Consider the following 12392-nt stretch of genomic DNA (forward strand, 5'->3'; position numbering starts at 1 on the left):
TTCGCTGATAGGAAAACGTAGTGGGGACATTGTAATAAAAAAGGCGGCCCGAAGGCCGCCTCTTTTGTCATCACGGGAAGATTAGCTGCGTGAATGCAGTCCTTTCTTCTCCAGCTGACGATAGATGATGGTCTGCTGGATGATGGAGATGACGTTGCTCACCAGCCAGTAGAGAGTCAGGCCAGCCGGGAACCAGAGGAACATGAAAGTGAAGATGATCGGCATGAACTGCATCACTTTCTGCTGCATCGGGTCGGTTACGGTGGTCGGGCTCATCTTCTGCAGATACCACATGGAGGCACCCATGAGGATTGGCAGCACGAAGAAGGGGTCCTTCACTGACAGGTCAGTGATCCACAGGGCAAACGGCGCGTGACGCAGTTCAACGGATTCCATCAGTGCCCAGTAGAGGGCGATGAAGATCGGCATCTGAACCAGGATCGGCAGGCAGCCACCCAGCGGGTTGACCTTCTCCTTCTTGTACAGCTCCATCATGCCCTGAGACATCTTCTGGCGGTCATCGCCGAAGCGCTCGCGCAGGGCCGCAATCTTGGGTTGCAGCATGCGCATCTTGGCCATGGAGGTGTACTGGGCCTTGGTCAGCGGGAACATGATGCCGCGCACCAGCAGGGTCAGCATGATGATGGCCAGACCCCAGTTCTGGACGAAACCGTGGAACACGGTCAGCAGCCAGTGCAGCGGTTGGGCGATGAACCACAGCCAGCCGTAGTCGACGGTCAGGTCGAGGTGGTTAGCCACCTTGGCCATCTGGTCTTGCAGCTTGGGACCAACCCACAGCTTGCTGGTCACTTCGGCCTGTTGGCCGGCGGCCACGTCAACCAGCGGCGCCTTGTAACCGATGATGGCCTGGCCTTTGCCCGGGATCACACGGCTGTAGAAGCTGTTGGTATCGTCGGCATTCGGTGCCCAAGCAGAGACGAAGTAGTGTTGCAGCATGGCGACCCAACCACCCTTGGTGGTCTTGTTCAGGTCGGCATCCTTCATCTCGTCGAAGGTGTACTTCTTGTAGCGGGTATCTTCAGTGGAGAAGGCACCACCACGGTAAGCGCTGGCTACCATGGCATGACCTTCCTGATCCTTCGGCGTTGCTACGGTCTGCTTCAGCTGACCATAGAACTGCACCTGAACCGGCTCGGCAGATTTGTTGTCGATCTTGTAATCAACGCCAACGGCATAGTCGCCACGCTTGAGGATGAACTCCTTGGTGAAGACCACGCCCTTGCTGTCGGTCCAGGTCATCGGAACGACGACTTGATCCTGACCATCGGCCAGCTGATAGCTGGTCTGGGCGGCTTCATAGGTAGGACGACCTTCGGCCTGACTGTCCGGACCGTTGCGACCCACCAGACCGCTCTGGGCGATATAGAGGTGCTCAGGCTTGCTGGTCAGCAGCACGAACGGTTGGTCCTTGCCCTCTTCCAGTTTGTGAGACAGCAGTTCGGCAGACACGACGTCACCACCCTGGGTATCCAGGGTCAGCTTGAGCACGTCAGAGGAGACGGTGATCAGCTTGCGTGCGGCAGTCGCGTTGGCTTGCTCGGAAACCTGAGGAATATCACCGGTTTGACCGGCTTCAGGTACGAAATGTTCGGTTTGGGCCACGGTAGTCGGGGCCGGCTTCGGAGCCTTGTCGGACTCCCACTGTTGCCAGAGCAGAAAGCTCACGAACAGCAAACCGATCAGGAGTAGATTGCGTTGTGATTCCATAGTCTTCAGTTTCTTCGCTTTGGTTGCGGAACCGGGTCATAACCACCCTCGGATAAGGGATGGCATTTTAATAGACGTTTGCTAGCTAACCAAACGCCTTTTATGAAACCGTGAAGTCGGATGGCTTCTATCGCAAATTGGGAACAAGTTGGAGTAAAACGGCAGCGCGGCCCGAGCAGAGGGCTAATGATTAGCTGATACAGGCGTATCAGTTTGATAGCTACCCATTGCAACGGCGTGACAGAGTGCGCCATAGCTTTTCCAGTAACTTGAACAGTTCCTCGTTATCCATCTCTTTCACACCGGCTTTGGCGATCACCACGATGTCGATAGCGGGCAGCTGATGTTGTTTGAGGCGGAAACTTTCCCGGACCACCCGTTTGACACGGTTACGCCAGACGGCACGCTTGAGTGCTTTTTTGGGCACAGCGAGACCAAGACGAGAGTGTTCGAGTGAATTGGGGCAGGCGAGAAGCGTAATTTGCGGGGAAGCAGCCCGGACAGGCTCGGCGAAAACGCGTTTGAAGTGTTCGGGAGTTAACAGACGTAACTCCCGAGAGAAGGTGTGCTGGGTAGGCATTAAACTACCAGACGGGCACGACCCTTGGCACGACGAGCGGCCAGAACTTTACGACCGTTGGCAGTTGCCATGCGGGCGCGGAAACCGTGAGAGCGCTTGCGCTTCAGGTTGGACGGTTGAAAAGTACGTTTCATGATTCGATTCCGTATTTCTGTACAGTTTTGATTGTCACACTTAGCCGACGCGCCAGCTATAGCGTGTGACGACTAGCAAAAGAGGCCGAATTCTAAACAGAGTTCGGCTTTTAGTCAATCCGCCGTACCCTCTCATCCTGCCATGGTCTTGAAAAGGCCACTGCCGAGCGTGAGGATCCAGAGGATCAAGGGCTCCGGATTATACTGGCAACCCGGGGTTAAACAAGGGATCCCTCAATAAAAAAGGCGGCCAGGCCGCCAAAGAGAGAGCTATTTAAGGACTTTCCGCAAGAACTCCCGGGTACGGGGATCCTTGGGATCGACCAATATCTGATCCGGCGGGCCCTGCTCGACGATCCGCCCTCCTTCCATGAAGATCACCCGATCGGCAACATCACGAGCAAATTCAATCTCATGAGTCACCACCACCATGGTCTGGTGCTGGCGGGCCAACTCTTTCATCAGTCCCAAAACCTCGTCGACCCACTCGGGATCGAGGGCCGAGGTGGGCTCGTCAAACAGGATCACCTTGGAGTGGGCCGCCATGGCGCGGCCAATGCCGACCCGTTGCTGCTGGCCGCCGGAGAGGGAGGCCGGATAGGCATCCTGCTTGTCGGCAAGACCAATGTCCTTGAGGATGCCGAGCGCTGTGGCGCGGGCCTCCGCTTTTGGCTGCTTCCAGACGGTGATCAGCCCTTCGGCGATGTTGTCGAGCGCTGTTTTGTTGGCAAAAAGGGCGTAGTTCTGGAACACGAAGGAGGCCCGTTTGCGCAGCTCGATCGCCTGCTGTTCGCTGGCCTTGGCCAGGTTGAGCTGCAGATCGTCGATGGCAAGGGTGCCCGCATCCGGGGTCTCCAGCAGGTTCAGGCAGCGCAACAGGGTCGACTTGCCGGTGCCGGAGGGACCGATGATGACGACAATTTCCCCCTTTTTGACCTCCAGATCGATGCCGTTGAGCACTTGATTGCCGTGATATGCCTTGGAGAGGCCGGTTAGCTTGATCATGAGAGCCCTCCTTTAATAGGCACGGTTGAGACGCATTTCCAGCAGATGCTGCAAGCGGGTAAAGAAGATCACCACTACCCAGTAGATCAGCGCCACCGCCATAAAGCTCTCGAAGAACTTGAAGGAGGAGGAGGCTTCCATCTGCGCCTTGCCCATGATCTCGGCCACCCCCAGGGTGAAGGCCAGCGAGGTGCTCTTGATCATGTCGATGAAGTAGTTCATCAGCGACGGGGTGGCGATGCGTGCCGCCTGCGGCAGGATGATCCGCTGCATCGCCTGATAACGGCTCATGCCGATACTGAGCGCCGCTTCCATCTGGCTTTTGTGAATGCCGAGGATGGCTGCTCGGATCGACTCGGCCATGTAGGCGGCGAAGTGCAGGGTCAGACCGACGATGGCGGCAGTAAAGGCATCCATCCCCACGAAGATCGGGAACAGTTGCGGCAGTCCGTAGTAGAGCAGGAACAGCTGAACGAGTAGCGGTGTACCCCGAAAGAACGAGATATAGAGCATCGCCAGCCAGTGGATCGCGGGGACGCGAAACACCCGTACTATCGCCAGGGCCAGCGAGAGTACGAGTGCCAGCACGAATCCCCACAGGGCCATCTCCATCGTGGTGCCCAGGTATTTGAGCAGGATGGGAAACAGCCCCAGCGTGTATTCGAGGTCAAATTCCATCATTTATTTGTCGGTGATGTCGGAAGCGAACCATTTCTCGGAGATCTGACGCAGGGAGCCGTCCTTGCGCATAGCGGTCAGGGCCTCGTCGACCTTCTTCAGCAGCGCCTGTTTCTCCGGGGTCTTCAGGAAGGGCAGGGCGTTCTCGATAGTCTCGAACGGTGCGCCAGCCTGTTGCAGCGGCAGCTTGGACTCTTTGATCAGTTGGGCGGTGGAGACGCGGTCCATCACGAAAGCATCGATGCGACCCAGGGCGACATCCTGCTCGAAGGCGGAGTCATAGGTGCGGATATCGATCTTCTTGTTCGGGTCATTCTTGCGCAGCAGCTCTTCGAAGTTGGAACCCAGGTTCACGGCCACCTTCTTGCCTTCCAGATCCTTGATGCCGTGGATGGTGCTGTTGCCCTTGCGGACCACGATCTGGGCGCCGTCATAGACGTAAGGCTGGGAGAAGTCGTACTTCGCCTTGCGCTCGTCGGTGATGGTGATCTGGTTGGAGATGGTGTCGATGCGGCCAGTTTCCAGCATGCCGAACAGGCCGGAGAAGCTGGCGGTCACGAATTCGACCTTGTAGCCGGTGCGCTCGCCGATCTGGTTCCACATATCCACTTCAAAGCCTTGCAGCTTGTCCTGCTTGACGAAGGTGAACGGGAAATATTTGCCGGACATGCCGACCTTGATGGTCTCCTGGGCGATGGCCTGACCGGACAGGGTGGCGAGCAGGATGGCTGCGCCGGAAATCAGTTTGATGGATGTTTTCATGGTGTTTCTCTCTCTCAATGTCTTGTATTTGTAGTTGTAATAACTGGTTTGGCCCTGATGTTATTGGAATAAAATTTAAAAAATAAATGACATTTGGTTATATGAAATAACAGGAGAGAAGCACGGGATCGACCAATCCGGACGGTGGATCAAGCTGTGGGTAACTTTGGGGATGAAATCTGATCCAAAGGCGCTGGATCCTTGAAAGTCAAGGATCTTATTTGCTGGATCCACCGGGCGATGGCTGGAGATCCGGCGGCTAAAAACGTAGAATAGCCGGTCTTTAGTTAATCAATCGACAGGAGTTTAGAGTGACTGCTTCGCTATGGCAGCAGTGCCTTAACCGGCTGCAAGATGAGTTGCCCTCGGCAGAATTCAGCATGTGGATCCGGCCGCTTCAAGCGGAGTTGAGTGACAATACTCTGACCCTGTATGCACCGAATCGCTTTGTTCTGGACTGGGTACGAGACAAGTATCTCATCCGGGTTAACGGCATCATCAACGAACTCTGCGGGGTCGACGGCCCCGCCCTGCGTTTTGATATAGGCAATCGTCCCCATCCTGTTGCTGTCGCCAGAGCACCGGTACAGGGTGCCGCGCCTGTGAATAACTTGCAGAAGAGCTGGGAAAGCAAGGCTGAAGCCAAGCCCGAGCCGAACCACAAGAGCAACACCAACGTGAACTATACCTTCGAGAATTTCGTCGAGGGTAAGTCCAACCAGTTGGCGCGTGCGGCTGCCCGTCAGGTAGCGGACAATCCGGGTGGTGCTTACAACCCGCTGTTCCTCTATGGCGGCACTGGCCTGGGTAAAACCCACCTGCTGCACGCCGTTGGCAATGCCATCAAGGAGAGTAAAAAAGATGCGAAAGTCATCTATATGCACTCCGAGCGGTTTGTTCAGGACATGGTGAAAGCGCTGCAAAACAACGCCATTGAAGAGTTCAAGCGTTACTACCGCAGCGTCGATGCCCTGCTCATCGATGACATCCAGTTCTTCGCCAACAAGGAGCGCTCCCAGGAGGAGTTCTTCCATACCTTCAATGCCTTGCTGGAAGGTAACCAGCAGATCATCCTGACCTCGGATCGCTATCCGAAGGAGATCAACGGTGTAGAAGATCGCCTCAAGTCCCGCTTCGGCTGGGGCCTGACCGTGGCGATCGAACCGCCGGAGCTGGAGACCCGCGTCGCGATCCTGATGCGCAAGGCAGACGAGAACCAGATCCATCTGCCGGACGAAGTGGCCTTCTTCATTGCCAAACGTCTGCGATCCAACGTCCGTGAACTGGAAGGCGCCCTCAACCGGGTGATCGCCAACGCCAACTTTACCGGCCGTGCCATCAACATCGATTTCGTGCGCGAAGCGCTGCGCGACCTGTTGGCACTGCAGGAGAAGCTGGTCACCATCGACAATATCCAGAAGACGGTGGCGGAGTACTACAAGATCAAGCTGGCGGATCTGCTCTCCAAGCGTCGTTCCCGCTCTGTTGCCCGTCCGCGCCAACTGGCGATGGCACTGGCCAAGGAGCTGACCAACCACAGTTTGCCGGAGATAGGTGATGCCTTTGGTGGCCGTGACCACACTACCGTTCTTCATGCCTGCCGCAAGATCGAGCAGCTGAAGGAGGAGAGTCACGACATCAAGGAGGATTATTCCAACCTGATCCGTACCCTTTCTTCCTGATAACGGAATCGAGTGGACAGATGCAGCGCGAATATTCCAACCTGATCCGAATCTTTTCCTCCTAATCACAACGGAGAGCACAGATGCAGCTCGAAATTAGCCGTGAGGCCCTGTTACGTCCTCTGCAACTGGTGTCCGGCGCCCTCGGCGGCCGACCGACCCTGCCGATCCTTGGCAACGTGCTGCTTGATGTCAGCAACGGTCTGCTGTCACTGACCGGTACCGATCTCGAAGTAGAGATGATCGGTCAGGTCTATCTGAACGGGGCCAGCGAAGATGGCCGCACCACAGTACCGGCGCGCAAGCTGCTGGATATCTGCCGTGGTCTGCCGGAAGGCGCCGAGATCCGTCTCAATACCGAAGGCGAGCGCCTGATCATCCGGTCCGGTCGCTCCCGCTTCAACCTCTCGACCCTGCCGGCGACCGAGTATCCGAACATCGAGGATTGGGAATCCGTGCTCGAGTTCGATATCAGCCAGCTGGAATTGAAGAAGCTGATCGATGCGACCCAGTTCTCCATGGCCAGCCAGGATGTACGTTACTACCTGAACGGCATGCTGTTCGAGAGCGAAGGTCACGGTCTGCGTACCGTGGCGACCGACGGTCACCGTCTGGCCACCTGCCGCCGCGAGGTAGTAGGGGAATCGCTGCCCGATCATCAAGTTATCCTGCCGCGCAAAGGGGTACTGGAGCTGGTGCGTCTGCTGGAGGCGGAAGACAAGCCGGTGCGGCTGCAGATCGGTCGCAGCAACCTGCGTGCTGCGCTGGACGGCTTCATCTTCACCTCCAAGCTGGTGGATGGCCGCTTCCCGGATTGGCGCCGCGTCATTCCGCGCAACAGCGACAAGGCCTTGATCGCCGGCCGTGAGGATCTGCGTCAGGCGTTTGCCCGCGCCGCCATCCTCTCCAACGAGAAATTCCGTGGGGTGCGTCTCAATCTGCAGGAAAACCTGCTGCGCATCACCGCCAACAACCCGGAACAGGAAGAAGCCGAAGAGCTGCTTGACGTACAATATGCCGCTGGCGAGATGGAGATCGGCTTTAACGTCTCTTATGTGCTTGACGTGCTGAATACGTTAAAATGTGAGCAAATCCGGGTTAGCCTGAGCGATTCCGTCAGCAGCGCCATTATTGAGGATTTTGAACATCAGGATGCTCAGTACGTGGTAATGCCGATGCGGATCTAGTCGTGTCCCTGGTCAAACTCCAGCTCAGCGACTTTCGCAATATCCAGCAAGCCAGTCTCAAGCTGTCGCCCGGCCTCAACATTTTGGTCGGGTGCAATGGCAGCGGCAAGACCAGCGTGCTGGAAGCCATTCACTACCTTGGTCTGGGGCGCTCCTTTCGCACTCATTTGACCGGGCGGGTCATCCGCCAGGGGGAGAGGGCCTTTACCCTGTTTGCCCAGTGCGAGCTGGAGGGGCGTCAGGTACCGATCGGTCTTGCCAAAGACAAGAGTGGCGAGACCCAGCTCAAGATTGCTGGGGCACAGGCCCAGCGGCTGGCCGATTTGGCGGAGCTGTTGCCGGTGCAGTTGATCCATCCCGATGGTTTCAACCTGCTGACGGGCGGGCCTCAGGCTCGCCGCGCCTGGCTCGATTGGGGCGTTTTCCATCAGGAGCCGACCTTCTTTGCCCTGTGGGGACGAGTGCGGCGGCTGCTGAAACAGCGCAATGCACTGTTGCGCCAGAGCACCCAATATCGCCAGCTGGCGTTCTGGGATCAGGAGCTGGTGCGGCTGGGGGGGGAGCTGGCCGAGTTTCGCGCCAGTTATTGTCAGGCCATTACGCCCCTGATCAAGGAGATGACGGCGGATTTTCTGCCGGAATTCGATATCAGTCTCGGCTTTTACCGGGGCTGGGAGAAAGATACTCCCCTCGGCGATCTGCTGGAGGCGGGGTTTGAGCGGGATCGGGCGCTGGGCTATACCGGTGTCGGTCCACAAAAAGCCGATGTGCGCCTCAAGGCGAACGGGGTGCCCGCTCAGGATATTTTGTCCCGGGGTCAGCTGAAGTTGCTGGTCTGCGCCATGCGACTGGCCCAAGGGCTCTATTTGAATCAACATAGCAGCCGTGGCTGTATTTTTTTAATTGACGATTTTGCCTCTGAACTGGATGTCGACAAGCGCCGCTTGCTGGCCGCAAGGCTGAAGCAGTGTGCGTCCCAGGTGTTTATCACCGCCATCGACACCGGTCAGCTCGCAGACATGATGGATGCGAATGACTGCAAGTTGTTCCACGTGGAACAGGGTAAAATCTCCGAAACGTTAGAGAAGGCAGAGAGTAAGCTATGAGTGAAAATACTTACGACTCCTCGAATATCAAGGTGCTGAAGGGCCTGGATGCGGTCCGCAAGCGCCCGGGGATGTATATCGGCGATACGGATGATGGCTCGGGTCTGCACCACATGGTGTTCGAGGTCGTCGATAACTCCATTGACGAGGCGCTCGCTGGCTACTGCTCCGATATTCTGGTCAAGATCCATTCCGACGGTTCTGTCTCTGTGCGTGACAATGGCCGGGGTATCCCGGTAGACATGCACGAGGAGGAGGGCCGCTCCGCCGCAGAGGTCATCATGACCGTGCTGCACGCAGGCGGTAAGTTTGATGACAACTCCTACAAGGTTTCCGGTGGTCTGCACGGCGTGGGTGTCTCGGTCGTTAACGCCCTCTCTGACAAGCTGTTGCTGACCATTCGTCGTAACGGTCACGTCTACGAGCAGACCTATCATCTGGGTGAGCCACAGGCGCCGCTCAAGCAGATTGGCGACAGCACCGGCACCGGTACCGAAGTTCGCTTCTGGCCGAGCCCAGCCATTTTCAGCGATACCCTGTTCCACTACGAGATCCTGGCCAAGCGCCTGCGCGAGCTCTCCTTCCTCAACTCCGGTGTCTCCATCCGTCTGCAAGATGAGCGTGATGGCCGCGAGGCGCATTTCTGCTACGAGGGTGGCATCAAGGCATTCGTTGAATACCTGAACCAGAACAAGACCCCGATCCACCCGAAGGTGTTCCATTTCACCACCGAGCAGGATGGTATCGGCGTTGAAGTGGCGATGCAGTGGAACGACGCCTATCAGGAAGGGGTCTACTGCTTCACCAACAACATCCCGCAGCGGGATGGTGGTACTCACCTCGTTGGCTTCCGTACCGCGCTGACCCGTACTCTGAACTCCTATATGGACAAAGAGGACTACAGCAAGAAGGCCAAGTCTGCCGCCAGTGGCGACGACGTGCGTGAAGGTCTGATTGCCGTTATCTCCGTCAAGGTGCCGGATCCCAAGTTCTCCTCCCAGACCAAAGACAAGCTGGTCTCTTCCGAAGTGAAGACCGCAGTTGAGCAGGCGATGGGTGAGAAGCTGGCGGACTTCCTGCTGGAAAACCCGGGCGATGCCAAGATCGTGGTCAACAAGATCATCGATGCGGCCCGTGCCCGTGAAGCGGCCCGCAAAGCCCGCGAACTGACCCGCCGTAAAGGCGCGCTGGATATCGCCGGTCTGCCCGGCAAACTGGCTGACTGTCAGGAAAAAGACCCGGCTCTCTCCGAACTCTACATAGTGGAAGGGGACTCTGCTGGCGGTTCCGCCAAGCAGGGTCGCAACCGTAAGAACCAGGCCATCCTGCCGCTCAAGGGTAAAATCCTGAACGTGGAGAAGGCCCGTTTCGACAAGATGATCTCCTCGCAAGAGGTGGGCACCCTGATCACCGCACTGGGTTGCGGTATCGGTCGCGACGAGTACAACCCGGACAAGCTGCGTTATCACAACATCATCATCATGACCGATGCGGACGTCGATGGTGCGCACATCCGAACCCTGCTGCTGACCTTCTTCTATCGTCAGATGCCGGAAATCATCGAACGTGGCTACGTCTACATCGCCCAGCCGCCGCTCTATAAAGTGAAGAAGGGCAAGCAGGAGCAGTACCTGAAAGACGAAGACGCGCTGCTGCAGTACCAGACCGCCATGGCGCTGGATGGTGCGACCCTGCACGTTAACGAGTCTGCCCCGGCTATCGGTGGCGAGGCACTGGAGCGCCTGGTCAACCAGCACCGCTCGGTGACTCACCTGATCACCCGCATGTCTCGTCGTGCGCCGGAAGCCGTGCTGACCCAGCTGATCTATCAGCCGGAGTTGAACGAAGCGCTGCTGAACAGCGAGAGCGATCTGCTGGCCTGGTGTCAGGGTATGGAAGCCGTGCTCAACGAGAGCAACCACGGTATCCAGTACCAGATCCAGGTTCGTCGTGACGAAGAGCGCAGCCTGTACGTGCCGCACGCCGTGGTACGTCAGCACGGTGTCGACCGCGAATATCCGCTCAGCTACGACTTCCTGCAGTCCGGTGAGTACCGTCAGCTGGTCTCGCTGGGCAAGGAGATCGCCAACCTGATCGAGGAAGGTGGTTTCATCAAGCGTGGCGAGAAGGTCAAACCGGTTGCCAACTTCGTGGAAGCCGTCGAGTGGCTGATGGGCGAAGGCAAACGCGGCATCTACATCCAGCGCTATAAAGGGCTGGGTGAGATGAACCCGGACCAGCTGTGGGAAACCACCATGGATCCGGAAGCCCGCCGCATGCTGCGCGTCACCATCGACGACGCCGTTGGTGCTGACCAGCTCTTCTCCACCCTGATGGGTGATGCCGTTGAGCCCCGTCGTGACTTTATCGAGACCAACGCCCTGCGCGTAGCCAACCTCGACGTCTAATCGACGCTGTCAGCTCGATATACAAAAGCCGCTCACAGGGAGCGGCTTTTTGTTTTTCTGACCACGTTCCACGTGAAACATCGAGTCTGTGTATCAGGGGTTTTGGCTGCGAAAAGATCGGCGCCACTCGCTGGGGGAGATGGCAAAGCGGCCGCGGAAGTGGTTGCGCAGAGAGGTGGCACTCTTGAAGCCAACCAGCTCGGCAATGCGATCGATGGAATGACCGCTCACTTCCAGCAGCTCCTGACTGCGCCTGAGCCGTTCTGCCAGCAGCCAGTCACCCACCGAGAGGCCGGTAGCCTGATGAAAACGGCGGGTAAAGGTGCGCCGACTCATCAGGGTGTGGGCTGCCAGAGAGTCCAGGGTGTGAGGCTCGGCCAGATGGGCACGCAGGTGATCGAGCAACTGGTTCATTCTGACATCGCGGGTGGAGGCGGGCACCGGCTGCTCGATAAACTGGGCCTGACCCCCTTCCCGGTGGGGCGGGATCACCAGCCGCCGCGCCACCTTGTTGGCGATGGCCGAGCCGTGGTACTGGCGCACCAGATAGAGGCAGCAGTCCAGCCCGGCAGCGGTGCCTGCCGAGGTGACCAGTCCATCGTCATCCACATAGAGGGCATTGGTATCTAGCTGCACGCAGGGAAAGCGGCGGCAGAAATCCTGCTCGTATTCCCAGTGGGTCGATGCTTTGCGACCATTAAGCAGTCCGGCGTAGGCGAGCGCATAGGTGCCGAGACAGAGCCCGACCAGTCGGGCACCTCTGGCTCTGGCGGCAATCAGGGCATCGATCAGTGCTGCGGGTGGTCGGGCTGCCGGGTCGTGCCAGAAGGGGATGACGATGATCTCCGCCTCGGCCAGCACCTCCAGCCCATGGGGAGCCTGAATGGTGAAGCCTTGCGCCGAGTGTGAGTGGCGGTTGCCATCACCGCAGCAGATCTTGAGCTCGAACAGCGGCTGGCCCGGCAGGATGTCGCCGAAGATGAGGCAGGGGACGGCGCAGTGAAAAGGGCTGAAGTGATCGAAGGTCACCACGGCAACGATCGGGGTGGGCATTATGTTGGCTCCTCTCTGTGCGCAGACCACTCATCATAAGCGTCTGACAGTGAAAGCCGAAGGGCCATG

12 protein-coding genes are annotated in these 12392 nt (G+C 57.8%); 4 read left to right on the plus strand and 8 right to left on the minus strand.

Annotation, left to right across the window (positions count from 1 at the left end; translation table 11 throughout):
* Positions 1-81 precede the first annotated feature (81 nt).
* The 7 genes from yidC to ACTG2T_RS09460 all read right to left on the minus strand — a co-directional run bounded on the left by yidC (position 82) and on the right by ACTG2T_RS09460 (position 4887).
* Positions 82-1728, minus strand: a complete 1647-nt coding sequence (gene yidC, locus ACTG2T_RS09430; protein ID WP_005355794.1) for a membrane protein insertase YidC — start codon at positions 1726-1728, stop codon at positions 82-84.
* A 5-nt stretch (positions 1729-1733) separates the two neighbouring features.
* A complete protein-coding gene (gene yidD / locus ACTG2T_RS09435) occupies positions 1734-1982 on the minus strand; it encodes a membrane protein insertion efficiency factor YidD (protein WP_010672280.1) in 249 nt (82 codons plus the stop codon).
* Positions 1949-2308 (minus strand): ribonuclease P protein component, encoded by a 360-nt coding sequence (gene rnpA, locus ACTG2T_RS09440; RefSeq protein ID WP_005339313.1) that lies wholly within the window; start codon positions 2306-2308, stop codon positions 1949-1951. The genes yidD and rnpA overlap by 34 nt, the downstream gene beginning before the upstream one ends.
* Positions 2308-2442: a 50S ribosomal protein L34 gene (gene rpmH / locus ACTG2T_RS09445; RefSeq protein ID WP_005307156.1), complete on the minus strand. Its 135-nt coding sequence runs from the start codon at positions 2440-2442 to the stop codon at positions 2308-2310. Before rpmH ends, rnpA begins: the two co-directional genes overlap by 1 nt.
* A gap of 270 nt (positions 2443-2712) precedes the next feature.
* The gene (locus tag ACTG2T_RS09450; protein ID WP_128816799.1) at positions 2713-3447 is read right to left on the minus strand and encodes an amino acid ABC transporter ATP-binding protein; all 735 of its coding nucleotides are present in this window, start codon (positions 3445-3447) and stop codon (positions 2713-2715) included.
* A gap of 12 nt (positions 3448-3459) precedes the next feature.
* Positions 3460-4128 (minus strand): amino acid ABC transporter permease, encoded by a 669-nt coding sequence (locus ACTG2T_RS09455; RefSeq protein WP_330125597.1) that lies wholly within the window; start codon positions 4126-4128, stop codon positions 3460-3462.
* Complete coding sequence (locus ACTG2T_RS09460) at positions 4129-4887, minus strand: amino acid ABC transporter substrate-binding protein (RefSeq protein ID WP_005339308.1); 759 nt, start codon at positions 4885-4887, stop codon at positions 4129-4131.
* Between the two features lie 311 nt (positions 4888-5198).
* On the opposite strand from ACTG2T_RS09460, the gene dnaA reads away from it, so the two are divergent.
* From dnaA to gyrB, 4 genes are all read left to right on the plus strand, one after another.
* Positions 5199-6569 (plus strand): chromosomal replication initiator protein DnaA, encoded by a 1371-nt coding sequence (dnaA, locus tag ACTG2T_RS09465; RefSeq protein ID WP_005339307.1) that lies wholly within the window; start codon positions 5199-5201, stop codon positions 6567-6569.
* 83 nt (positions 6570-6652) lie between these two features.
* Positions 6653-7756, plus strand: a complete 1104-nt coding sequence (dnaN, locus tag ACTG2T_RS09470; protein WP_216956783.1) for a DNA polymerase III subunit beta — start codon at positions 6653-6655, stop codon at positions 7754-7756.
* Positions 7757-7758: 2 nt separating this feature from the next.
* The gene (gene recF, locus ACTG2T_RS09475) at positions 7759-8862 is read left to right on the plus strand and encodes a DNA replication/repair protein RecF (protein WP_005339305.1); all 1104 of its coding nucleotides are present in this window, start codon (positions 7759-7761) and stop codon (positions 8860-8862) included.
* A complete protein-coding gene (gene gyrB, locus ACTG2T_RS09480; protein WP_005357188.1) occupies positions 8859-11270 on the plus strand; it encodes a DNA topoisomerase (ATP-hydrolyzing) subunit B in 2412 nt (803 codons plus the stop codon). The genes recF and gyrB overlap by 4 nt, the downstream gene beginning before the upstream one ends.
* A 93-nt stretch (positions 11271-11363) precedes the next feature.
* On the opposite strand, the gene ACTG2T_RS09485 is transcribed toward gyrB, so the two are convergent.
* The gene (locus ACTG2T_RS09485; RefSeq protein ID WP_330125596.1) at positions 11364-12323 is read right to left on the minus strand and encodes a helix-turn-helix domain-containing protein; all 960 of its coding nucleotides are present in this window, start codon (positions 12321-12323) and stop codon (positions 11364-11366) included.
* Positions 12324-12392: the final 69 nt, after the last annotated feature.

Origin of the sequence: Aeromonas sp. 75A (assembly GCF_051919425.1) — a bacterium.
Taxonomy (GTDB): Bacteria; Pseudomonadota; Gammaproteobacteria; order Enterobacterales; family Aeromonadaceae; genus Aeromonas; species Aeromonas veronii.

Bases quoted from the DNA above. Each gene is read 5' to 3' on its own strand.
- ACTG2T_RS09450 (WP_128816799.1), bottom strand. From the start codon at position 3,447: ATGATCAAGCTAACCGGCCTCTCCAAGGCATATCACGGCAATCAAGTG.
- rnpA (WP_005339313.1), bottom strand. From the start codon at position 2,308: ATGCCTACCCAGCACACCTTCTCTCGGGAGTTACGTCTGTTAACTCCC.
- yidC (WP_005355794.1), bottom strand. From the start codon at position 1,728: ATGGAATCACAACGCAATCTACTCCTGATCGGTTTGCTGTTCGTGAGC.
- ACTG2T_RS09485 (WP_330125596.1), bottom strand. From the start codon at position 12,323: ATGCCCACCCCGATCGTTGCCGTGGTGACCTTCGATCACTTCAGCCCT.
- ACTG2T_RS09455 (WP_330125597.1), bottom strand. From the start codon at position 4,128: ATGATGGAATTTGACCTCGAATACACGCTGGGGCTGTTTCCCATCCTG.
- gyrB (WP_005357188.1), top strand. From the start codon at position 8,859: ATGAGTGAAAATACTTACGACTCCTCGAATATCAAGGTGCTGAAGGGC.
- rpmH (WP_005307156.1), bottom strand. From the start codon at position 2,442: ATGAAACGTACTTTTCAACCGTCCAACCTGAAGCGCAAGCGCTCTCAC.
- dnaN (WP_216956783.1), top strand. From the start codon at position 6,653: ATGCAGCTCGAAATTAGCCGTGAGGCCCTGTTACGTCCTCTGCAACTG.
- ACTG2T_RS09460 (WP_005339308.1), bottom strand. From the start codon at position 4,887: ATGAAAACATCCATCAAACTGATTTCCGGCGCAGCCATCCTGCTCGCC.
- yidD (WP_010672280.1), bottom strand. From the start codon at position 1,982: ATGGCGCACTCTGTCACGCCGTTGCAATGGGTAGCTATCAAACTGATA.